This window comes from bacterium, from assembly GCA_021372615.1.
Taxonomy (GTDB): domain Bacteria; phylum Armatimonadota; class Zipacnadia; order Zipacnadales; family UBA11051; genus JAJFUB01.
In genome coordinates this window covers 19939-42060 of the sequence record JAJFUB010000112.1, presented here as the reverse complement: position 1 = coordinate 42060, position 22122 = coordinate 19939, and the positions used below count along the sequence as shown (strand labels likewise).

The 22122-nt window shown below is 69.2% G+C and carries 17 protein-coding genes; 9 read left to right on the top strand and 8 right to left on the bottom strand.

Annotated features, from left to right (window positions below):
* Window positions 1-176: 176 nt before the first annotated feature.
* Complete coding sequence (locus LLH23_16730) at window positions 177-1472, bottom strand: amidohydrolase (protein MCE5240109.1); 1296 nt, start codon at window positions 1470-1472, stop codon at window positions 177-179.
* A gap of 284 nt (window positions 1473-1756) precedes the next feature.
* Between LLH23_16730 and LLH23_16725 the strand changes: the two genes are divergently transcribed.
* The 7 genes from LLH23_16725 (at window position 1757) to LLH23_16695 (ending at window position 12525) form a co-directional block, all read left to right on the top strand.
* Window positions 1757-2137, top strand: coding sequence for a hypothetical protein (locus LLH23_16725; protein ID MCE5240108.1), 381 nt, complete (start codon window positions 1757-1759; stop codon window positions 2135-2137).
* Window positions 2138-2325: 188 nt separating this feature from the next.
* A complete protein-coding gene (locus LLH23_16720; protein ID MCE5240107.1) occupies window positions 2326-4677 on the top strand; it encodes a hypothetical protein in 2352 nt (783 codons plus the stop codon).
* Between the two features lie 22 nt (window positions 4678-4699).
* Entirely contained in the window at window positions 4700-5641 is a 942-nt protein-coding gene (locus LLH23_16715) for a MoxR family ATPase (protein MCE5240106.1), read from the top strand.
* A gap of 203 nt (window positions 5642-5844) precedes the next feature.
* Window positions 5845-7098 (top strand): DUF58 domain-containing protein, encoded by a 1254-nt coding sequence (locus tag LLH23_16710; GenBank protein ID MCE5240105.1) that lies wholly within the window; start codon window positions 5845-5847, stop codon window positions 7096-7098.
* Complete coding sequence (locus LLH23_16705) at window positions 7095-9254, top strand: transglutaminase-like domain-containing protein (protein ID MCE5240104.1); 2160 nt, start codon at window positions 7095-7097, stop codon at window positions 9252-9254. Before LLH23_16710 ends, LLH23_16705 begins: the two co-directional genes overlap by 4 nt.
* Entirely contained in the window at window positions 9251-9568 is a 318-nt protein-coding gene (locus tag LLH23_16700) for a hypothetical protein (GenBank protein ID MCE5240103.1), read from the top strand. The genes LLH23_16705 and LLH23_16700 overlap by 4 nt, the downstream gene beginning before the upstream one ends.
* A gap of 68 nt (window positions 9569-9636) precedes the next feature.
* Window positions 9637-12525 (top strand): tetratricopeptide repeat protein, encoded by a 2889-nt coding sequence (locus LLH23_16695; GenBank protein ID MCE5240102.1) that lies wholly within the window; start codon window positions 9637-9639, stop codon window positions 12523-12525.
* A gap of 27 nt (window positions 12526-12552) precedes the next feature.
* On the opposite strand, the gene LLH23_16690 is transcribed toward LLH23_16695, so the two are convergent.
* Window positions 12553-13098 (bottom strand): hypothetical protein, encoded by a 546-nt coding sequence (locus tag LLH23_16690; protein MCE5240101.1) that lies wholly within the window; start codon window positions 13096-13098, stop codon window positions 12553-12555.
* 57 nt (window positions 13099-13155) lie between these two features.
* Here LLH23_16690 and LLH23_16685 point away from each other — a divergent pair, with 57 nt between their 5' ends.
* Complete coding sequence (locus LLH23_16685) at window positions 13156-14034, top strand: hypothetical protein (GenBank protein ID MCE5240100.1); 879 nt, start codon at window positions 13156-13158, stop codon at window positions 14032-14034.
* A gap of 113 nt (window positions 14035-14147) precedes the next feature.
* Entirely contained in the window at window positions 14148-14894 is a 747-nt protein-coding gene (locus LLH23_16680) for a choice-of-anchor E domain-containing protein (GenBank protein ID MCE5240099.1), read from the top strand.
* A gap of 80 nt (window positions 14895-14974) precedes the next feature.
* On the opposite strand, the gene ftsA is transcribed toward LLH23_16680, so the two are convergent.
* The 6 genes from ftsA to murD all read right to left on the bottom strand — a co-directional run bounded on the left by ftsA (window position 14975) and on the right by murD (window position 22121).
* Window positions 14975-16228 carry a cell division protein FtsA gene (gene ftsA, locus LLH23_16675; GenBank protein MCE5240098.1) on the bottom strand — a complete coding sequence of 418 codons (1254 nt, stop codon included), beginning with the start codon at window positions 16226-16228 and terminating at the stop codon, window positions 14975-14977.
* 30 nt (window positions 16229-16258) lie between these two features.
* Window positions 16259-16966, bottom strand: a complete 708-nt coding sequence (locus LLH23_16670; protein ID MCE5240097.1) for a hypothetical protein — start codon at window positions 16964-16966, stop codon at window positions 16259-16261.
* A gap of 37 nt (window positions 16967-17003) precedes the next feature.
* Window positions 17004-18386, bottom strand: coding sequence for a UDP-N-acetylmuramate--L-alanine ligase (murC, locus tag LLH23_16665; GenBank protein MCE5240096.1), 1383 nt, complete (start codon window positions 18384-18386; stop codon window positions 17004-17006).
* Window positions 18387-18465: 79 nt separating this feature from the next.
* On the bottom strand, window positions 18466-19578 hold the full coding sequence (locus tag LLH23_16660) for a UDP-N-acetylglucosamine--N-acetylmuramyl-(pentapeptide) pyrophosphoryl-undecaprenol N-acetylglucosamine transferase (GenBank protein MCE5240095.1): 1113 nt from the start codon (window positions 19576-19578) through the stop codon (window positions 18466-18468).
* The gene (locus LLH23_16655; protein ID MCE5240094.1) at window positions 19579-20721 is read right to left on the bottom strand and encodes a putative lipid II flippase FtsW; all 1143 of its coding nucleotides are present in this window, start codon (window positions 20719-20721) and stop codon (window positions 19579-19581) included.
* 23 nt (window positions 20722-20744) lie between these two features.
* Window positions 20745-22121, bottom strand: coding sequence for a UDP-N-acetylmuramoyl-L-alanine--D-glutamate ligase (gene murD, locus LLH23_16650; protein ID MCE5240093.1), 1377 nt, complete (start codon window positions 22119-22121; stop codon window positions 20745-20747).
* Between the last annotated feature and the right edge of the window lies 1 nt (window position 22122).

The window sequence follows — 22122 nt, the reverse complement described above, 5'->3', positions numbered from 1 at the left end:
GACTGCCCGGGGGGCCGTTGCCGCCGAGGCCCGGAGGGCCGACTCAATCTAGGCGGGGGCGGCAGCCCCCGTCACCCCCGAGCCCTTCCTTCCCCTCGGTGGAGTCGTGGGGTGCCCGCCGTAGCGCGTAGCGCGAAGGTGGGCGGGGCCCCACGACCGAAGACTAACGCAGTGCCCTAACCCATCAGCCGGTGCGCACACGCGGTGGCCCGGGCGATGATCTCCGCCTCGTCCATGCCCACCAGTTCACCGTGGCGCAGCTTGACGCAGCCGTCTATGACCACGCTGTCCACGTCGCGGCTGTGGGCGGCGTAGACGATCTGCGACTCGACATCGAACAGCGGCTGGGTGTGCGCGCCGGACAGGTCCATGAGGATGCAGTCGGCTCTCTTCCCCACCTCCAGCGTGCCGATCCGGTCCGCCAGACCCAGCGCCGCGGCTCCACCCGCCGTCGCCATCCGCAGGGCCTGGTCGGCGTTCACGACCGTCGGGTCGCCGCTGTAGCCCTTGTGGATGAGCGCCGCCAGCCGCGCTTCCTCGAGCAGGTCCAGGTTGTTGTTGGAGGCGGCGCCATCGGTGCCGAGGCCGACGGTCGCTCCCGCTTCGAGCAACTCCGGCACCCGCGCGAACCCGCTCGACAGCTTCATGTTGCTGCCCGGACAGTGCGCGACGCCAACCTGCCTCTCGGCCAGCAGGGCGATGTCCTCATCGCTCAGGTGTACGCAGTGTGCCGCCGTGACATGCCCGTTCAGCACCCCCAGGTCGTCCAGGTGGCGCACTGGCGACACCCCATGGGCGGCGATGCTCTCCTGCACCTCGTGCTCGGTCTCCGACAGGTGGATGTGGATGCCCAGGCCGTGCTCCTGCGCCGCCGCGGCCACGGAGGTCAGCAGGTCATCAGGGCAGGTATACGGGGCGTGCGGCCCCAGCATCGCCGTGACCAGCCCCCGCCCGCGCGTCTGCCATTCCAGCGTGAACTCGATGGCACGCTCCAGGCTGCCCTTCACGTCGCCGATGAAGCCCAGGAGCACCCCGGAGGGCAGGGCCCGCATCCCCAGGTCCAGCGCAGCCTGTGCGCCCTGTTCGGGGTAGTGGTACATGTCGTTGAAGCACGTGACACCGGCGCGGATCATCTCGACGACGCCCAGCGCCGAACCCCAGTACACGTCCTCGGGCTTCAGCTTCATCTCGATCGGCCAGATCTTCTCTTCCAGCCACGGCTTGAGGGGCATGTCGTCGGCGTAGCCGCGCAGGAGCGTCATGGCCAGGTGCGTGTGGGCGTTGACGAAGCCGGGCATGAGCAACATTCCTCGCCCGTCGAGGCGCTCGCACCCCTCGTCGGCTGGGGGGAGGTCGCTCGCGGCCCCGACGAAGCGGATGGCGCCGTCGCAGGCCTCCAGGGCCCCCTGATGCAGGATGCCGCGCTCCACGCCGGTCCAGATGTCTACGTTGTCAATGCGCAGCGAACTCATGCAGTGATCCTCGCCAAACGAGATTCTCGGCCGTCGAAGGAACCGTCTCTGCACGCCAGGTGTCTAATGTCATGTAGGGACGGAATGCGCAATGCTGGTGCCGCGCGACACGCGCCGAACGACCCCTCCCTCCCGAACGTGTCTCGCGCATTCCGTCCCTGTTGATGATACTGAGAGTGGGACAGGCAGATTCTCTGCCTGTCCCATCTTGACAAACGTGGGCTATCCACTATTATATGTAGTAGACGTTGCAGCCCATACGGCGGGCTCAGAAGGTGGTAACGATGCGGACGCTGCTCGTATGCTGTCTCCTGCTCGCGGCGACTGCCTGTTTCGCCCAGACCACCAGTTCCCCCTCCGTGGTCGTCGGCCAGAACCCTGAGGGCCAGAACATCCTCCTGACGGTGATCGAGCTGAAGTACCTCGATCCGGTCGTGGCGGCCGATCTGCTGGCCGCTCTCGGCTATGGCGGCGTCGCTGTCATACCGGCCGGCGGTTCCTCCGGCCGGGCCAGCGAAGGCCTGGGCTCGTACCAGGGCGGCGGCCGCGCCAGCCGGGCCTCGTCCCATCGTGGCCGCAACTACGACGGCTACGGCGGCTACCAGGACGCGCAACGCACCGGCGAGCGTTATCAGGGCTACCAGTCGCCCTACGACTACCATTAGGCCTCACCCATCCTGTCCGACCGAGCGGTACTACTGCGTCGCGCGGACCCGGCCCTCACCGGCCGGGTCCGCGTGCTTATGCCGCCCGGCCCTTGATTCGATGGAACTCGGACCAGTCGTCGGGTTTCAGCCCTTGCAGGTAGCGGCTCGCACACCGCGGAAAGCACCGCCTGGGAGGTTGTGCGGAGATGCTGGGACCGTTTCTCGTGGCCTTGGGGCTGGCGCTCACGACCGCTGCCTGGGGTCAGGCCACTGTCACCGGGGCTTTCCAGGCCCAACCCACCTGCCTGTTCCTGCCGGACGTGGGCCCGTCCACCGCCGCCGTTGAGCTGGTCTACCCCGCCCACACGGTCTCGACGCCGGGGCAGTTCGCCCGCTGGCCGCTGCGGACCGCTGCTCCCGGCCGTGCGGCTACCCTCTCCTTCTACTGGGCTGACAGCTTCACCGGCCCCACCGCCGGGTACCATGTCCTGCAGGTGGTGCTCGGGGACAAGGTGTTGTGGGAGCACGATGTGGCCGGCGGAGACTTGCAGCCCCAACGCGTGGAGCTTCGCCTGGCGGCGCGGGACCTGCCGGCGGCCGGACAGCCCCTCGACCTGGCGGTCCGTCTCCTCGAGCAGAAGCTGGTGACGAACTTCCCGGTGCGAGTGCAGTTCGCCGAACCGACCCTCCACGTGGGCGCAACACAGATACCCCTGCTTGAGCGGAAGCCCCTGAGCCAGGGCTCGCCCTGGCCGCCCGAGGCCCCGCTGCCTGCGCTCCCGGTCGTCGGCGACTGGACCTGGCAGGCCAACATCATCCAGCCCTGGGGGACGACCCAGACGGTCGCGCTCAAGCAGGCCGAGGTGTGGGCGCCGCGCTTTGCCCGCGAGCACGGTCTCAACGCGATCATCGTCCTGCCCCCCGAGGCTCATAACGCCATCACCGGGGCAGCGGGCAAGCCCGATCATCCCGACTACCTGAGCGACGCCGACTTCCGCCGGGCCCTCGCGCTCTACCGCCGTGAGGGCGTGCGCCTGATCCTCTACACCTCGATCATGCACATGGGGCATGCCCCGCAGTGGCAGTTCGGGGAACTCGGCCGGACCCACCCCGAGTGGTCCATGCGCGATGCCGCGGGCGACACGGTGAACATGTACGGCCAGCCCTGGCTGTGCCCCTCCACCGGCGCCCTGCAGGCGACGTTGGACTATACCGCCGGGCTCGTACGCGCCTATGACGCCGAGGCCGTCATGCTCGACAACAACGAGTTCATGAAGACCAGGTCCGGTGGGTGGACGTGCCACTGCGCGGGCTGCCAGGCGGCGTGGCGTCAGTACCTCGTGGCGCGCTTCGGGGACCAGCGCATCCCCGGGACGGATCTCGCCCCCGCGACAGCCGCTATCCCCGCGCAGGACACGGACCCCCTCTGGGGCCTGTGGCTGAGCTTCCGCAACCGCACCTGGGCGGCGGCCTGTGAGACCTATCGCCGGGAGCTGCGCCAGGTCAAGCCGGACCTCGTCGTGTTGGCCAACACGCAGTACGTGTACGCCTCGGGGCTGCTGGCGGTGGACGGGCAGTACGCACACCTGGATGCCGTGCTGTCGGAGTCGCGGGGCCGCGGCCCGCTGCAGATGGCCGGCAAGATGCTCCTGGGGCGCGCGCTGGCTGAGGGGCGCCCCCTGTGGAACTACATCGGCACCTTCGACGAAGAGGACTACAAGCGCCTGCGCCCGGCCGATGAGGTCGCCGGGCTCTGCGCCGCCAGCACTGCCGTCGGAGCCAACCCCTGGATCGTCTTCTACGGCTTCACCGGCGAGGCCAACCAGCCGTCCCTCGCTGCCCTGCGGCGCTACACCGCTTTCTGGCATGACAACGTCGGATTGCTGGCCGACAGTGCGCTGCGAGGCGACGTGGGGTTCCTGATCTCGACCGAGACGCGCGACCTGCTGCTCACGCCGCTGCTGCCAGCGCCGATGAACGCGCTCCTGCGCGAGGGGTTCGCTGTGCAGCCGGTGCGCGATCACCCGGGCCTGACCGCCGAGCGCCTGCGCGGCCTGCAGGTGCTGCTGGCCGTGGGCAACCCCTGCATGACCGAGGGCGGGGCCCGCGCTGTGGCCGACTGGGTGCGTCAGGGCGGCGTCCTCGTCATCACGCCCCAGGCGGGCTGGCGGGATGAGTACGGCCGCTGGCGGGCGCAGTCTGCCCTCTCGGCGGCCCTGGGGAGCCTGGTCACGACCCCTGGCGACCATCCCTGCGGCCGGGGGCGTGTCCGGTGCGTGAGCGATGACGACGCGGCGCTGCAGGCCGCGCGCCAACTGGCCGTCCCGCCGGTCCGCGCCGCCACGCCGGTGTGCGTGGTCCGACAGCAGACGCGGGATGGCCGGCGGTTGCTCAGCCTGCTGGGCCTGGAGGGCAACCTGGGCGATGTGACGGTCGTCCTGCCCGACGACGCCCGACAGGTGGAACTGCGCCTGCCCGGCCATGCGCCGCAGGCTCTGCCGGCCGGGCGGTCGGTCACCTGCAACATACCCGAACGCCTTGGGTTGATCGTGTACTGATCTGGCTATCCGGGAGACACACATGGATCACGCTTCTGCCGCCGATCTCTGTCGCCGCATCATGGACAATGTCGAGCAGGTTATCTACGGCAAGCGCGAGGTGATCGAGCGCACGCTGGTGGCGATGATCGCGGGCGGCCACATGCTCTTCGAGGACGTGCCGGGCGTCGGCAAGACGATGCTGGCCCGCGCCGTGGCCTGCACCATCGGCTGCGGCTTCTCGCGCATCCAGTTCACCCCTGATCTGCTGCCCTCCGATGTCACCGGCGTGTCCATCTACGACCAGAAGACGGGCGAGTTCCGCTTCCGCAAGGGCCCGGTCTTCACCCACATCCTCCTCGCGGACGAAGTCAACCGCGCCACGCCGCGCACTCAGTCCTCCCTGCTGGAGGCGATGGAGGAGCGCCAGGTTACGGTGGACGGCGTCACCTACCCGTTGCCGCGGCCGTTCATGGTCATGGCGACCGAGAACCCCATCGAGTACGAGGGCGTCTACCCGCTGCCCGAGTCGCAACTGGACCGCTTCCTGATCCGCGACCGCATCGGCTACCCCGACCGCCCGTCGGAAAAGAGCGTCGTGGCGCGCCAGTTGACCCGCCACCCCATCGAGCAGTTGCAGGCGGTGACGAGCGCCGAGGAAGTGATCCTCCTGCAGCAGGTCGCTGCCGAGTGCCACGTGGCGGACGCCATCTACGACTACGCGCTGGGCCTGGTCGAGGCGACGCGACAGTCGGAGACGCTGTATCTGGGCGCCAGCCCGCGCGGCACACTGGCGCTCATCCGCTGCGCCCAGGCTGTCGCCACCATCCGGGGCCGCGACTTCGTGGAGCCCGACGACATCAAGCAACTGGCGGTGCCCATCCTGGCCCATCGCGTGCTGCTGTCGGCCGAGGCGCGCATGGGCGACCTGACCACCGCCCACGTGATCGCCGAACTGCTGGAGCGCCTGCCGGTGCCGGTCTAGGGGTCTGTCCCCGCCGAGACCGACGCAGTCGGTCTCAGAGGGGGCTGACCCCGACACGCACCCGGCCCTGACCGGGGCCTGTCGCGGCGCGCGCAGGTCGTCCTCCAGTAGCGCGGGCGGCCTCGCCCGCGCGCGATGGGGACGGACAGTCCATTCCGGGACGCAATACTGACCGGGGTCAGCCCCCTGCATTGGACCCGCCCATGTCCCGCAACCTGCGTCTCTTTGCCGGCGCCGCCATCATCTTCTACCTCATCGCCGCGATGAACGACGCGGCGGCCGTCTACGTGCTCTCGGGCATCTGCCTGGCGGTCATTGCCGGCTGCTACTGGCTGTCACGCCTGGCGGTGGCGGGGCTGGAGTTGGAGATGCGCCTGCCACGAGCCGAAGTGCAGGCTGGCGTCAAGGTCCCGGTGCAGATCATCCTGCGCAACATCGGGATTATCTCCCGGCCCCAGGTCATCATCCAGGTCCCGCTGCACAACCGCACCATCCCCGGCCTGACCGACACCGTTGACGTCCTGCTGCCGGCTTCCACACCCGGCGCGGTGGCGGAGGCGACCATCGAGATCGTCCTGCCGGCGCGGGGGCGGTGGGAGATCGGGCCGGCGGTGCTGGTGGGGACGGACCCTTTGGGCATGTTCCACCGCCCCGGCCCACAGTCCAGCCCCCAGTTGCTGCTGGCCCTGCCCCAGGTCTTCGACATCCCCTGGATGTGGCGACGGGAGCTACTCTCGCCGGCGGCGCGCCTGATGGCCGGGGCGCGCACGCGCCACGGGGGCGAGTTCTGGGGCATCCGCCAGCATGAGCCCGGCGACGACCTGCGCCACGTGCATTGGAAAGTGACCGCCCACCGGGGCGACCTGGTCGTCAAGGAGTATGCGCGCGGCCGGGAGCTGTCCGCCTCGCTGTGGCTCGACCTGAGCGGGGTCGGCGTGGTCGGCTCCGGGCTGCACTCCAGCCTGGAGATGTCGCTGTCCATGGCCGCCTCGATCATCCCCGCGCTCTTGCGCATGGACCAGGCAGTGGCACTGGTGGGGCAGGGCCTGCCGCCCTCACTGGCCTCCCCGGGCCGGGGCGAGGCGACTGCAGGACGGGCCCTGCGGGCGTTGGCCGAAGTCCAGGCCCAGAACGGCCGCCCCTTCTCCGCCCTGGTCGCCGAGCAAGCCCGCGAAGCCCGTCCGGGGCTGACCGGCATCGTCATTACCTCGGGCATCGAGCCGGGCCTGGAGTCGGCGCTGCTGGCGGCCGCGGCCCGGGGCCTGGCCCTGCGCTGTCTGCTGCTGGCGCCGGGAGCGTCCCTGACGCCCGAGCAACGGGCCCGCCAGGAGCATCTGGCCGCCCGCCTGCGGCATGTCGGCGTGGCCGTGGCCGTCGGCGCCAACCCCGGCGAGCTGTCGCACGTCCTGAGCGAGCTGGCGGATCGCCAGGGCCTGGAGAGGGCGATGGCGACATGATGGCCCTCGAACGCCGCGCGGACCGCATCGCCGCCTGGTTCGGCCTGCCACACCGGCCCTACGACCCGGTCGCCGCCGTGGCGCACGAGGGCGAAGGCACCTGGGCCCGCCTGACAGTCGCCACCTGGGTCATGATGGCCGCGGCCTTGACGGCCACGGCCGTGGTGACGCGGGACGCTGTGCTGACCATCATCATGGGCGTCCTGTTGGTGGTCGCCCTGCGCGTGTCAACCCGCCTCCACTTCCGCCGCACGTCCCGCCTGGTCGTCAACTGGCTGACCTTCTCTGCGGCCTTCCTGACCGGCCCGTTCTTCCTGGCGCGGTACTGGCCGCTGCGCTATGGTCTCGTCGCCGGCGATAACTTCGAGGGCATGGGGTTCCTGATCCTGTGCTTCATGTGGATCACGGCCTTCCGCGCCTTCGCGCTGCGCACCGTGCGGGACCTGGTGGAGACGATCCTGCCGTGCGGTTCCATCATCCTCCTCGCGCTGGTGGTTCGTCCCACCCCCATCGTGCTGGGGTGCATGGCCTTGACGATCATGAGCATTCTGGCGCTCCTGGCCGCCGAGCACCGGATCGAGTCCCGGCGGGAGTACCACCCGCTCAGCCGCATCGTCCACAGCCGCACCAGTCGGCGCGCCGGGGCCTTCTACTCGTGGCCGGCCCTCTACGCCCTCGTCCTCATTGTGGCCGTTCTGGTCGCCTGGGTGGCCGCCCGCTCCGAACTGTCCGGGACATGGGCGGACGTCGTGCGCTTCACCTTGGCGCGGCAGATCGCCCGCTGGATGCAGCCGCGCGAGAACGCGCTGACGCCGGACCCCTCGCTCCTGCTGGCGCGCCTGGACAGTTGGTCCAACTCCGAGCGCGTCCTCTTCCAGGTCTCGACCAAGACCCCGGGCAACTACCGCCTCGCCGTCTATCACACCTATACCGGGGTCTGGTGGCAGCAGGGCCGGCAGCGCACGCACCTGGCGACGCGGTCGGGTGAGCGGTGGACGCTCCCCCTAGCGAACACGGGTGCCTCACGTCAGCGCGCTACCCGCATGGTGCAGATCTACACGGTGCACAAGGCGCTCGTGGGGACGCTCCCCTCGCTCTTCTGCCCGGCCAGCGTCGAGGTCCGGCAGCGCCGCGTGCGCTATGACCGCGACCGGATCATCCGCATCCCGCACCTGCTGCGCCCGGGAGACACCTACGCTGTCGTCTCCTATCTGCAGCCCATTGTCCCCACACCCCGGCCGGATGTCGCCATGGCGGACGAGCTGCTCCAGGCCGATCTGCAACTGCCCGACAGTCTGCCCCGGCGGGTGCGTGACCTGGCCCGGGAGTGGACCCGCGATGCGACCACCCCCTACGAGCAGGTCCACGCCATCGAGCAGGAGCTGATGTGGAACTACGCGTACCGCCTGTCGGCCCCCAGCGGCTACCCGCAGGACTTCGTGGACTACTTTCTGTTCGACAGCCGCCGCGGCTTCTGCGTCCACTTCGCCAGCGCCATGGTCGTCCTGTGCCGGGCTCTCGGGCTCCCGGCCCGCATGGTGGGCGGCTTCCTGCCGGGTGAAGAGGACCGTGACACGCCCGACCTGTACACGGTCCGCGAGAAGGACGCCCACGCGTGGCCGGAGGTGTACTTCCCCGGCGCCGGCTGGACCGCGTTCGACCCCACACCCCCTGAGGATGTCGGCGAGAGCGGCCTGGCCAAGGCCTGGAAGCAGATCGTGACCGGGGCGCGGACGGGGGGCTCCGCGCTGTACGGCCTGCTCCGCCGCGAGGGCCCCCTCGTCATTACGCTGCTCCTGCTGGCGGCCTGTGCGCTGGCCCTGGCGCGGTGGCATGTCCACCAGCGGCACCTGCGGGGCTGGCGCGGTCAGGAACCCCTCGCCCGTGTTGTGCGGTCATATCTGCGTCTGCGCCGCCTGCTGGTGGCCCTCGGCGCCCCCGACGACCCGGCCCTGGCCCCGCGCGAGGTGTTGGCGGCCTTGCCCGAGTCGCTCGGGCACATGCGGCAGGAAGCCACAGCCCTGACGGAGAATTACCTGCGGGCGCGCTTCGGGCGGCGCGCGCCCGATCCGGCCGCGGCGCTGGCGGCCGAGGGGCTGGTGGCGACACTGCGCCGGGCCGCTCGACAGAAGCCGCCACGAAGTGACCGTTCATGATCCGCTACCAGCCGCCGCCCGTGGAGGGCGCGCCGCCGTATGTCGTCTGGACGATCGGCATCGGCCTCATCATTGTGGCCGTACTGGTCGTGGCCTGCCTGGTCAGCATCGCCCTGTGGCTGCGCGATGAGGCCCGTTACCACGGGCGTTCGCCCTGGCTGTGGTTCGCGCTGGGGCTGGTGGGTGGATGGGTGACCGCCCTCGTCTGGCTGGTGGTCCGTGAGTATGACGAGCGCGGCTTCACGTGGCCGTCCTGGCTCCAAGCCCTGCGCAGGCGAGGACGGGACGCACCCCCTCCTGAAACCGATGGCTAGCGCCTGCCTCTAAATGCATATGTCGCGCACGATCTAGCCGTCTCGTGCCGCTGGAGGAAACATTGCGTATGTCTGCCGTCAGAGCCGTTTCAATGTGCCTCGTTGCTTTGGGCATCGTCCTGGTCGCCGTCGCCCCTGTGGTGGCGCAAGCACCCGTTGAGCCCGGTCAGCTTCTGACGCTGGCGAATGGCTTCTTCGATCGCGAGCGCTGGGAGGAGGCGCTGGCCAACTACGACCAGTTCGTCGCCGCTGCCCCCAAGCACGAGCACGTGCCCTTTGCCCTGTTCCGCGCCGGCGAGTGCAACTACAACCTGGGCAAGTTCGACAAGTCCCTGCCCTACTACCAGCGCATCGTCAACGAGTTCGCCCGGGCAGACGTGGCCGCGGACGCGCAGTACCGCATCGGTGACGTGCAGTTCAAGGCGGAGAAGTTCAGCGAGGCCCTCCAGGCCTACCAGGCCCTGCTGGAGCGCGATCCGAAGGGCCCGCTGGCCTACCGCGCCGCCTACTGGCAGGGAGAGACACTCTACCGCCTTGGACGCTACGAAGAGGCCATCGTCTCCTACGACAAGAGCCTGCAGCTCAGTCCGGACGGCAACTACGCGGCCTACGCGGGCTACTCCATCGCCCTGTCACAGTACAAGCTGAATCGCTACAAGGAAGCCGCGGAGCGTCTGGAGAGCCTGCTGCAGAAATACCCCAAGCACGAGTTGGTGCCGGAGATCACGTTCCGGCTGGGCGAGACCCGCTATGCCGCCAAGGACTACCCGGCAGCCATCAAAGCCTACGAGCAGGTGCTGGCCGCCCCGGCGGCCGCCAAGCTTGCTCCGCTGGCGCGTTCGGGGGTCGCGTGGTCGTACTGGCACCAGGAGAAGTATGAGGAGGCGCTGGCCGCCTTCACCGAGCTGCAGAAGAGCAACAACGCCGCCACGGCCGCCGAGGCTGCTCTGCGTGCCGCCGACTGTCTCTACCTGTTGCAGCGCTTCGACGAGGCCGCCAGGGCCTATGCCGCGCTGGTCGCCAAGAAGAACGACGCCTCCGCCGGGGCCCTGTTCTGGCAGGCCATGTCGCTGGAGCGCAAGCCGGACAAGGCGGCGGCGCTCAAGGCCTTCGCCCAGCTCGTCAAGGACTATCCCCAGCATGAGCGTCTGGCGGAAGCCTACCTGCACCTGGGCGCGCTGCAGGTCGAGGCCGGGCAGCTTCAGGCCGCCGAGGCCTCCTACAAGGCCGCGGAGGCCCGGGCGCAGGACCCGGACGCCAAGCTGCAGGCCCGCTACGGCGCGGCCTGGGCCGCCTACCAGCGCACGCAGGCCGACAGCGACCTCAAGGCCATTGAGGCCCTCGCCGAGCAGCAGCCCAAGTCCGACCTGGGGGCCCAGGTCGCCTACCAGACGGGCAAACTGCGCTATTCCCGCACGGACTATTCCCGCGCCATCCAGATGCTCAGCCTGCTCGTGCAGAACCATCCTGACGACCTGCATCTCCCCGATGCGCTCTACCTGCTGGGGGCGTCCTACGACAGGGCCAGCAAGCCCGACAAGGCCGAGGAGTTCTACCAGAGGGTGCTCGACCAGTACGGCCAGAGCGAGCAGGCTCCCGGCGCGGCCGGCGGGCTGGTGGCGCTCTATGCGCGCACGGGGAAGGCCGACGCGGCCCGGGCCCTGCTGGACCGCATGGCCAAGCAGTGGGCAGACAGCCCGGCAGTGCCGCTGGCTCGCTACGCCCTGGCTGAGGCCCTCTTCGGGACCCAGCAGTACGGCCCCGCCGCTGAGCTGTACCAGGCGGTACTGGCGACCAAGACGCCCGAGCTGGCGCCGTATGCCCAGTACAGCCTCGGGGCCTGCAAGTTCGCCCTTGGCGACTACCAGGCGGCCGCTGAGGCCTTCCGGGCGAACCTGGCCCAGTACCCGAAAGCCGATACGGCCGTACTGGCCAAGTACCAACTCGCTCTTTCCCTGGGTAAGCTGAAGCAGCCGCAGGAGCAGACCAGGCTGCTCGAAGAGCTGCTGGCCGCAGACCCGGCGGGCAAGATGGCTGACCGCATTCTCATCGAGCTGGGCTGGGCGTACCTGGAGCAGAAGCAGACCGCCCAGGCGCTGGCGAGCTTCGGGAAGCTGGTATCCCAGGCGCCCACCAGTCCACATGCCGCCGAGGCTGTCTTCCGCATCGGGGAGATCCGCTACGAGCAGGGCAACTGCCCTGCCGCCCAGGCCGCCTATGAGCAGGTGCTGACGAAGTACCCGCAAAGCGACCTGGCCGACGAGGCGGAGTACAAGCTGGCCTGGGCCCTGCTCAAGCAGGAGAAGCCGCAGGAGGCCCTGCCGCACTACCAGAAGGCCGCGGCATCTGCCAGCGATCCGGCGGTGGCAGCCGATGCGCGGTACCAGGGGGCCGTGCTCCTGACGCGGGACGGCAAGTCCGACGAGGCGGTGAAGCTGCTGGAGCCGGTGCGGGAGAGCGCTCCCGCCGCCCTGGCCCCGCGCGTGCTGTTGCTGCTGGGACAGTCCTATCTGGCGCTGAAGGACTCAGCCAAGGCCGCGCCGCTGTTCCAGGCCGTGCTCACCCGCTACAAGGATGATCCGTTGGCTGCCCGGGCCTGGCTGGGCCTGGGACGCTGCCAGAAGGCCGACAGGAAGTACGACGAGGCCGCGACTACGTTCACCAGGGCCACCGCGCTGAAGGACACGCAGGCGGCCATGGAGGCGCAGTTCGAACTGGCCGAGACACGCCGCCTGCAGGGCGACTTCCGTACCGCGGCCACCGAGTACCTGAAGGTCGCGATCCTGTACACGGATGCGGAGTGGGCCGCCCGGGCGCAGTACGCCGCGGGCGTGTGCTATGAGCAGGCCAAGGCGATCGAGGATGCTGTCAAGGCCTACCGGGTCGTGGTGGAGAAGTACAAGGACCAGCAGGAGTGGTCGAAGAAGGCCGAGGAGAGGCTGCGGGCGCTGGAGTAGAGGCGGGGGAACCGGCCCCGGCAGGCCCTACGGGGCCGTCACCTGCATCTGGACATCATCGAAGTATGCGCGACCAATGGTGGCGCTGCTGCCGTAGATGAGCACCGTCGCCTCGGTCGCGTCGGCCGGCACGGCCTGCTGTAACTTGAGTTCGACCCAGCGTCCCCGTTCGGTGGTGCTGGCTGAGAAGTTCGCCAGCCGTTGGTCGCCGCGCCAGAACTCGAGGTAGATCGCGAACCCGCCGGCCGTCAGGTCGTCAATCAGAACGACACCAGTGGCCAGGACCGTCTGTCCGGCTGTCACCGGGACCCGCGGGCTGCGCAGGCCCTGCGAGTCCGTCGCGTTGTCATCGGTGACGCAAGCCGCAGCCACCCCCGAATGCGCTGCGGCCAATGTGTAGGCGGTCAGGTTGCGGCTGGCGTTCCACAGGGTCCAGCCGGCTGGGAGTCCGGTGCGCGCATCGAGTTGCTCGAACCCGCCATTGGCGGGTTGGGAGGCAGCCTCCTGGGCCGCCGCGGCGGTGTAGCAGACGACTGACGTGAGTAGCAGGCAGCACAGACGGGGGCATCTCATGGTGCGGCTCTTCGCCGTCACCGGACCCGATTCCTACCGGGAGAGCACAACCCGTCCATGATGCGACCCCCGTTCGTCATCCTCGGTGCTTTCGTGCTGTTGGTGCTGTGGCTAGGCCTGTTGGCCTACCAGAACGCCGGCGATGTGCCGGCGAGTGTGGCGGCCCTGGGCGATGCGGCCCAGCGGGTGCGCCTGCCCGGCCTGGCGGCCAGGTGCTACCTCCTGGCCTCGGTCCAGGAGCGACGGAGTCTGGAGCGTCTGGATCGCGAGTCGCCCCGGGCCCGTCTCCTCGTTCAGCGCATCATCGCGCACCGGATGCTGGCGGCGAGAATGCTGCTGGGGGCCGGCTACGTGGCGGCGGCCGAACGGGTCGCGCTGGAGGGGGCGCGAGCGGACTATGGCGACGCGCAAGCGCGAGCCCTGCTGCTGGAGATCCGACTGCAGGGCCCCGATCCGGATGCTGCCCGGCGCGAACTGATGCTGATGGTGCTGCAAGATGAGCGCCCAGAGCTGCTGTGCCTGCTGGGCCAGGCCTTCGCCGCCTCGGGGCGCGACGCGGACGCTGAGAGCTTCTTCCGCCGAGCCCTGAGTCGCGACGGCGGCCATGTCGCCAGCCTCCTGGGCATGGCCCAACTGGCCGCCGCGCGCGGGGATCACAGCGCCGCCAACGATTGGCTGCAGAAGGCCACCCAGTCGGCCGAGCGACCCGACGAGAAGCGGGCGATCGCGCGGCTGCGTCCGCCGGTCGGCACCCCCTGGGAGCGGGCCTGGGTGGGCCTTGTCGTGCTCGGCCGCGAGCACGGGGGCTCCCTGCTCTTTGCGCTGGCCTACCTGGTCTTCCTGTTCAGCCCTGCCCTCGTCGGCCTGCTGCGCCGCTCACCGCAGGCTCGGGCGTCTGGCCGGGAGCCGCAGGCGGGCGCCGCGGCCAGTCACTGACCCGCCGCATATCTCTTGCACGATTGTTGCATCTTGGTCTTGACTCACCTCCGTTCCGTCCCTTATGATGGCCATTAGAAACCGAAGCCGTGCCCGAAAGTTGAGGACACGCGATGCGTCATCACATCTCTCTGCCGATGATCGCGCTGCTGGCTCTGACGTTAGCCGGAGCTGCAGCGGCCGACACCATCAGCTACACCGCGTACATTGACCTCGGCAGCAGCCCTAGCAGCGGGAACATCGATGTGAGCCAGTTCGACACGTCGCTGGGTACGCTGACAGCGGTGACCGTGAACATCTACCAGGCGGCGGCGTCAACCTTCCGGTTCGACAATGACGACGCCGCGGTGCGCTACGCACAGCCTCAGATGCAGCGCGCTTGGGACTTGGCTGAGACCAACTCAACTGTAACGGACTCGGATTCGGCCCTGCTCACAGGTACTCTGCAGACCCTGCAAGCCGAGAACGGTGACGGGCAGGACAACCCGGACTACACAGCACCCGATGGCTTCAACTGGGGGCAGGTCAGTTGGGGCACCTGGCATAACACCGCTGTGGGCAATCTGGTCTGGGGCGACCTGAGCAGCACCACCAATCTGGGCGCCAGTGATTTCTGGGTCTACGAGGGCCTGGGCAACGTGACCTATGGCGTCAACATGACGCAACTCTTCAACAGCTTCGCCACGAACGCCGCCTTCTACGACTCGTCAATTGGCGGCGGCTCCCCCAGCAACGAGCGCATCACGGTCGAAGTGATCTACACCTACGACACCGATTACGTCCCCGAACCCGGCACCATGGCGCTGCTCTCGCTGGGCATTGCGGGCTTCGGCATCTGGCGCCGGCGCCGGTCGTCATAGGCCCCATCCCACTCAGAACGGAGAGAGCGGCGTCAACTGACGCCGCTCTTTGATTCTCAGCCCGGATGTGTGTCAGGGCTTCATGCCCCGGTCGGGCGCGGCCATACCTTCCCTACCACCATCTGTACCCACTCTTTGACCCGCACGATGAGGTCAGCCGGTTCGTGGCGGCGCAGCAGGTGCACGCCATCCAACCCGGCCTGCACCGCCAGCCCGACGCCAGTGGCGTGGATGGGACTGCTCACGGCCTTCACCATGCCGCTGAGCCCCCGGGGCTTGCCCACACGTGCCGACATCTCGCCCATGACCGCGGACGCCAGTCGCGGCGTGTCCGGTAGTTGCGAGCCCCCGCCCGAGATGACCACGCCGCCGCTGCACCGCTCCCCCACTCCAGCCCGCTTCACGTCGGCCCACACCATCTCGAAGATCTCTTCGAGCCGGGCCTGGATCACCTCGGCGACCAGTTGCTGCTTCACCCGCTCGTTGTGCTCGCCGTCGGCGCTCGTGATCTGGATCTCATCGTCCGGCGGCACCGCGGCGGCCAGAGCGCGCCCGTAGCGGCACTTGATGTTCTCCGCTTCGTCCATGCTGATGCGCAGCAGCTTGGCCAGGTCGCGCGTGATCTGGTTTCCCGCCACGGGGATCGCCGAGGTGTGGTAGATCGCGTCGTCGAGGAACACGGCGATGTCGGTGGTGCCGCCCCCGATGTCCACGAGGATCACGCCCAGGTCGCGCTCGGCCTCGGTCAGCACGGCCAGCGAGGTTGCCAGCGGCTCGAGCACCTGTGACAGGACGCTGACCCCTGCCTCCTCCACACAGCGTTCGAGGTTGGTGATGATGCTGGCCATGCCGGTGACGACATGCACTTCGACATCGAGGCGGCGGCCGCTCATGCCCAGGGGCCGGGACACGCCCTGCTGCCCGTCCACGGCGAAGTCGCGCACGACGGTGTGGATGATCTGCCGATCCGAGGGGAGCGTGACGCTGTCGCGCGCGCTCTGGATGGCCTTCTCGATGTCTTCCTGCTCCACTTCCTGCCGGGGCCCGATGTGTACGCGCCCGGTCACGTTGGTGGAGCTGATGTGGTCGCCGGAGATGCCGACATAGGCCGCCCGGATGTCCACGCCGGCCATGCGCTCGGCCTGGGCCACCGACTGACGCACCGACTCGATCGTCAGTTGGCGGTCCACGACGATGCCGCGCTTGAGCCCGGCTGAGGGGTGCAAGCCCACGCCGATGATGTCCAGGCCCCCGCCCTCCGTCGGACGCCCGACCACCGTGCAGATCTTCGTGGTCCCGATGTCGAGACCCACTACAAAGTCATCGTGTGGCACTGAACCCGTCCCTGGTGTAGTTCTCTCGCCCTAGGCCGCCGTCCAGCGCGGTGACTCGGGAACGCTCACGTCAATGGCGCGCGGCCGGCGCCCCTCACGCTGCAACTGCTCGGCCAGATTGCCCATAACCGTCAGTTTGCGCGTCAGGCTGTTTACATTGCCCAGCGTGCCCTGCCAGCCGGCGCTGGTCCGGATCGTGATCTGATGCAGTTGCGTGAAGTCGGACTCCAGCCCCTCACGCAGACCTGCCTTGGTCGCGCCGGCCAGCAGGTCCAGCGCCCAGCGCCAGCGATCGGTGTCCAGGCGTGAGCCCAGCGGCGGGCGCGGCGCCGTGAGACCGCTGAACACGGGCAGCGCGGGCCGCTTCGCCTGCCGGTACAGGCACAGGCCCTCGCGGCTGACCAGCGTGTAGCCCTCCGCATCGCGCAGGGCCACGATGGGCTGGCGCGCCGTTACCTCCACCAGCAGGCCGTGGGGCAGTTGCCGCCGCACCGCGCAGCTCTCCACGCGGTAGCACGTCTGCACCTGTTCGCAGATGCGGCACAGCGGGTACAGCAGCACCGAGGCATCGGGCGGAATGTGTATCTGCCGCCCCACCTCGGCGGCCAGTTCGGCGGTCGGGGCCACGATGGTGATCTGCTCCACCCGCAGCAGCGGGGAGGCCAGGAAGCCGACCGCCAAAGCCAGCAGGAACGAGACCAACAGCACGAGCTTGCCGACGCGGTAGTGGTGTCTCATCGTGAGCTGCAGCCTGTGCTCCGGGTTCGAGAGTGGCTCAGGCCTCGCGGCACAGCCGCCGGGCCAGTTCCTCACCCGCGCGGCGGATGTCTCCGGCCCCAATGGTCAGGATCAGGTCGCCGGGCCGCGCCAGGGCCTCCACTCGCCGTACGATCTCGTCCTGCGAAGGCAGGTACTCTACCGGCTTGATCGGGTCATGGCGGCGGATGCCGTCGGCCACGAGCCCACCGTCCACGCCGGGCATGGGGTCCTCGCGCGCCGCGTAGATGTCGTTGACGATCACCACATCGGCCTGGTCGAAGGCCTGCGCGAAGTCGTCGAGCAGGTTGACCGTGCGGCTATACAGATGCGGCTGGAAGATCGCGATGACCCGCTCGGGCGCGAAGTGCCGGGCGGCCTCGAGAGTGGCCCGGACCTCCGTCGGGTGGTGGGCGTAATCGTCATAGACGGCCAGGCCGTTGCAACGCCCCAGCAACTCGAACCGGCGGCCGGTGCCGCGGAAGTCGGCGAGGGCCTCGGCGATGGCGGCGAACTCCACGCCCAGCGCCTCGGCGGTGGCGATGGCGGCCAGGCTGTTGAGCACGTTGTGCTGCCCGGGGAGGTGCAGCCGCACGGTCTCCGCCGGCTGTCCGCCGCGCACCAGGCGGTAGCGCGTCTCCGTCCCCACCAGCTCCATCTCCCGGGCCGCGTAGTCGGCCCCCTCCGCCTCGCCGTATCGGATCAGCCGCGCCCGGGTGTGCGGGATGAGGCGCTCCAGCCGCGGGCAATCGCCGTACCAGGCGACGAACCCGTTCGGGTCGGCGCTCTCCAGGAAGGCGGCGAAGGCCTCATCCAGGCCGGCCGACGACTTGTGCTGGTCCAGATGGTCATCCTCGATGCCGGTGATGATCTGGTTGGCGCAGCGGTAGCGCAGGAAGCTCCCGTCGCTCTCACAGGCCTCAAAGACGATGTGGGGCCCTCGTCCCAGGCGGTAGTTGCTGCCCCAGTTGTTCACCAGGCCGCCGACGAAGACGGTCGGGTCCAGGCCCGCATGCTCCAGGATCACGCCCACCATGGCGCTCGTGGTGGTCTTTCCGTGGGTCCCGGTCACGGCCACAGCCTTGCGGCCCCGCATGAGCCACGCGAGTAGCTCCGAGCGGTGGAAGACCTTCTTCCCCAGCGCCCGGGCGGCCTGGATCTCCGGGTTGTCCGCCCCGATGGCCGTTGTATAGACCACCACATCACTGTCGAACACGTGCTCGGCAGCATGCCCGACGTACGCCTCGATGCCGGCCTGGCGCAGCCCCGCCAGCACCGGCCCATCGCCGCGGTCCGAGCCGCTCACGTGGTAGCCCATGTCCACTAGAGCGTGCGCCAGCGCGCTCATGCTCACTCCACCGATGCCGATGAAGTGGATCCTGTCGCTCAACTGCAATTCCATGGTCTTCTCATCGAATCAGCAGAGGCAACCTGTGCGGTGCAGTGACTTGCGGCTGCGACGCCGGCTGCCTCGACTGGGGTTATTGTAGGCGCTGGTTCCGGCTTTGGCAAGTCTGGGCGGCGGCGAGGGCAAGCTCGGCGACCTTCTCGGCAGCGGTGCGAGAGCCCCAGCCGCCGGCGGCGCCGGCCATCGCCGCTCGTCGCGCCGGGTCGCCCACCAGCTCCAGAACGAGGTCCGCCAGCAGCCCCGCAGTCAGGTCGGCATCCTCCACCATGTGCGCGGCGCCGCGGCTGACCAACTCGGTGGCATTGTGCTTCTGGTGGCCGTGAGCAAACGCCCCGGGGACGACGACCATCGGCAGGCTCCAGGCCGCAGCCTCGGCCAGGCTGCTGGCCCCGGCCCGGATCATCACCAGGTCGGCCGCCGCGAGCAGCCGCCACAGCTCGCCATGGAAGGCGAAGGGGTGGTAGTTGTGACCGAAGGCCTGGTCGGAGGCGACTTGCTGGACGCGCTCGAAGTCCAGACCGCCCGTCTGGTGCTGTATCTTGATGCCGGCGGCCAGCAGGCGCGGCGCCGCGCCCAGCGTAGCGTCGTTGAGCTTGCGGGCGCCCTGGCTGCCCCCGGTCACCAGGAACAGGAAGTCGTCCGGCGCGAGGCCCAGTTCGGCCCGCGCCGTCTCGCGGTTACCGGACAGGAACTCCTCACGCACCGGCTGGCCCGTCACGACCACCTTGTCGGCCGGGAAGAAGGCCGCGGCGGCCTCGAAGGCGACCGTGATGGTGTGCGCCATGCGCGCCAGCTTGACCGTGGTCCGGTCGGGCAGCGCGTCCGAGGCGTGAAGCACGCAGGGGAGGTGCAGCAGGCCGGCCGCGGAAGCTGCCGCTGCCGTCACGTAACCCCCTGTGCCCACCAGCACCTGCGGACGGAAGCGCCGCAGTGTCCCCAGCGCCTCCATGCCGGCCCAGGCCATCTTGCCCAGCGAGATGACCGTCCGCGGGGAGAGCCCGTAGGGCAGGCCCGTGGCGCTCAAGAGACGGTGGGGGTAGGGGGCGAGGACCTTGCGGTCCAGCTCGCGCTTGGCGCCGAAGAAGAGCACCTCGGCGTCCTCCGCCAGCCGCAGAAAGCGCTGGGCGATGGCCACCGAGGGGGACAGGTGCCCGGCGCTGCCGCCGCCGGCGAAGACCGCCCGCATCTAGGCGCCCCCCTGCTGTGGCTGTCGGTACCGGAACACCGAGAGCACAACGCCCGCCGCCAGGAGGCATGAGATCAGGCTGCTGCCACCATAGCTGATGAAGGGCAGGGTGAGCCCGGTGATCGGCATGAACTTGGTGGCGACGGCCATGTTGATGAGTGCCTGTATGCCGATCATGGCCCCGATCCCGGCACACAGCAGGTACGAGAAGGCATCGCCCGACCGGCGGCCGATCTGCATCGCGCGATGCACGATCCAGGCCATGAGCAGCACGAACAGGGCGAGCCGCAGGAAGCCGAGCTCGCCGCCCATGACACAGAAGATGGCGTCCGTGTGCGCCTCGGGCATCTGGCCCCACTTGTCGGGGCACTCGCCCAGGCCCTGCCCCAGCACCCCGCCCCGCGCCAGGGCCACCAACATCGCTAGCACCTGGTAGCCATTGCCGCCGGGATCGGCCATCGGGTTGATGAAGGCGTCCCAGCGGCCTCCGTGTTCACCCTTGTCGAACACGGCGTAGAGGACGCCGGCCCCGAGGACGACGACCAGCGTCACCGCCAGGATCCGCCAGTCCATCCCGCCCAAGAAGCACATGGCGAAGGTGATGAACAGCACCAGGATCATCATGCCCAGGTCGCGCTGGCCCAACAGCAGGATCCCAAACAGCCCCAGGCACAGCAGGAGCGGCTGTCCCACGCGCCGCAAGAACTTGCCCTGCAGCGGCCCTAGGCTCAGCAGTGACGCCAAGTAGACCACATAGAACAGCTTGGCGAACTCGGACGGCTGGAAGCGCACCGGGCCCAACTCCACCCAGGCCGACGACCCGCGCGTTCCTCCCCCGATGGCTCCCTCAATGATCGCCACCATCATCAGCGCGAAGCTGATGCCCAGCGCGGGAGGCGCGAGCTTACGCAACACACGCGGCCGCACATAGCTCGCGATCCAGCCCCCGATCAGCCCGATGACGGCATAGCTGAACTGCGTCTTGAAGAACGACAGCGCGTCCGGCGAGTCATTCCTGCCGGCGCACGCCTCGGGGTAGCTGGCCGAGAAGGCCATGACCAGCCCCAGCATCGTCACGATGCAGATGGGTGTCACCCATTGCGGATCAACGCTCTCGGGCTCCAGCGCCGCTGCGTGCGCCATGGCTGTGATGTCTCCTGTGAAGGCTACGCGAGCTGCCGCACGAGCCCGGCGAAGTGGTCGCCGCGCTCAGCCTGGCCGTTGAACTGGTCAAAGGAGGCGCAACCGGGCGCCAGGATTACGGTGGCGCCGGCGGAGGCGGCTGCGTAGGCGGCCGGAACGGCCTGCTCCAGCGTGCCGCTCATCGTTACCGGCAGGCGATCCCCGAGGGCCCGGGCGATCTGCTCGGCCCCATCGCCGATCAGGAAGGCCGCGTCGGCCAGCTCTGCCAGCGCGTCCGCATAGGCCTTCATGTCGCGCCCCTTGGTGTCGCCCCCGCCGATGACCAGCAGGGGCCGCGGGAAGGTGCGCAGGTCGGCCATCGCCGCCTCGGGATTGGTCGCCTTGGAGTCGTCAACGAACCGCACACCGCCGATGACCGCGACTTCCTGGAGCTGGTGCCCGGTCGGCCGCCAGCCTCGCGCTCCGGCGGCGATGGCGTCCGGCCCCACCCCGGCGCTCAGGGCCACCACAGCGGCGCAGAGGGCATCGGTGGCGTAGTGCTCGGCCTGCAGATACAGGTCGGTCCACTCGCACACCCGCACCGCCTGCTCCCCCGGCAGCCGCACCATCAGGTCGCTGTCGCTCAGGAAGCCGTGGGCCGTCGGGTCGTGCAGGTTCACCTTCAGGACCGGGAGGGGCAGCCCGTCGGCCACACGCGCCACCGTCGGGTCGCCGGTGTTCAGCACCACGACATCGCCGGCCGTCTGGTTCACAAACAGGCGCAGCTTGGCCTGCGTGTACTCCGGCATGCCCGCATAGCGGTTCATGTGGTCAGGCGTCACGTTCAGCAGGATGCTGGCCCACGGGTGGAACAACTCAATGGTCTCGAGCTGGAAGCTGGAGACTTCGGCTACCACGACCTGCAGGTCTTGCTCGACCAGCCCCACCAGCGCCTCGCCAATGTTGCCACCGGCCCGGGCGCGCAGACCCTCGGCCGTCAGCATCCCCTCCAGCATCCGGGTGGTCGTGCCCTTGCCGTTGGTGCCTGTGATGGCGGCGGTAGGCGCGGCGCAGAAGCGGTAGGCCAGCTCAATCTCGCCGATGACCTGTGCCCCGGCCTGTCGCGCCTGCACCAGCAGCGGGTGGTTGGTCGGCACCCCGGGGCTGACGATCACCAGGTCGGGGTCGCCAAGCTGGCCGTAGTCTCGCAGGCCCGGCAGGGCCCGCACCCCGGCGGCCTGGAGCTTGTCCAGGCTGCCCTGGAGCTTCTCGGCCGGGCCCTCATCCACCACCAGGGGGTCGAGCCCCTTCGCCTTCAGGAACAGCCCCGAGGCCACGCCGCTGGCGCCCATGCCGAAGCACACGGCGCGGCGACGCTCCAGGGGCAGGCCCGGTGGATTGTGCAGGGGAGGTAGTGACATG

What these genes read in the sequence shown, in the direction of transcription:
- LLH23_16680 (MCE5240099.1), top strand. Translation starts at nt 14,148, where the DNA reads ATGCGTCATCACATCTCTCTGCCGATGATCGCGCTGCTGGCTCTGACG.
- LLH23_16685 (MCE5240100.1), top strand. Translation starts at nt 13,156, where the DNA reads ATGATGCGACCCCCGTTCGTCATCCTCGGTGCTTTCGTGCTGTTGGTG.
- LLH23_16715 (MCE5240106.1), top strand. Translation starts at nt 4,700, where the DNA reads ATGGATCACGCTTCTGCCGCCGATCTCTGTCGCCGCATCATGGACAAT.
- murD (MCE5240093.1), bottom strand. Translation starts at nt 22,121, where the DNA reads ATGTCACTACCTCCCCTGCACAATCCACCGGGCCTGCCCCTGGAGCGT.
- LLH23_16705 (MCE5240104.1), top strand. Translation starts at nt 7,095, where the DNA reads ATGATGGCCCTCGAACGCCGCGCGGACCGCATCGCCGCCTGGTTCGGC.
- LLH23_16660 (MCE5240095.1), bottom strand. Translation starts at nt 19,578, where the DNA reads ATGCGGGCGGTCTTCGCCGGCGGCGGCAGCGCCGGGCACCTGTCCCCC.
- LLH23_16670 (MCE5240097.1), bottom strand. Translation starts at nt 16,966, where the DNA reads ATGAGACACCACTACCGCGTCGGCAAGCTCGTGCTGTTGGTCTCGTTC.
- LLH23_16720 (MCE5240107.1), top strand. Translation starts at nt 2,326, where the DNA reads ATGCTGGGACCGTTTCTCGTGGCCTTGGGGCTGGCGCTCACGACCGCT.
- LLH23_16695 (MCE5240102.1), top strand. Translation starts at nt 9,637, where the DNA reads ATGTCTGCCGTCAGAGCCGTTTCAATGTGCCTCGTTGCTTTGGGCATC.
- LLH23_16725 (MCE5240108.1), top strand. Translation starts at nt 1,757, where the DNA reads ATGCGGACGCTGCTCGTATGCTGTCTCCTGCTCGCGGCGACTGCCTGT.
- LLH23_16710 (MCE5240105.1), top strand. Translation starts at nt 5,845, where the DNA reads ATGTCCCGCAACCTGCGTCTCTTTGCCGGCGCCGCCATCATCTTCTAC.
- LLH23_16690 (MCE5240101.1), bottom strand. Translation starts at nt 13,098, where the DNA reads ATGAGATGCCCCCGTCTGTGCTGCCTGCTACTCACGTCAGTCGTCTGC.
- murC (MCE5240096.1), bottom strand. Translation starts at nt 18,386, where the DNA reads ATGGAATTGCAGTTGAGCGACAGGATCCACTTCATCGGCATCGGTGGA.
- LLH23_16655 (MCE5240094.1), bottom strand. Translation starts at nt 20,721, where the DNA reads ATGGCGCACGCAGCGGCGCTGGAGCCCGAGAGCGTTGATCCGCAATGG.
- LLH23_16730 (MCE5240109.1), bottom strand. Translation starts at nt 1,472, where the DNA reads ATGAGTTCGCTGCGCATTGACAACGTAGACATCTGGACCGGCGTGGAG.
- LLH23_16700 (MCE5240103.1), top strand. Translation starts at nt 9,251, where the DNA reads ATGATCCGCTACCAGCCGCCGCCCGTGGAGGGCGCGCCGCCGTATGTC.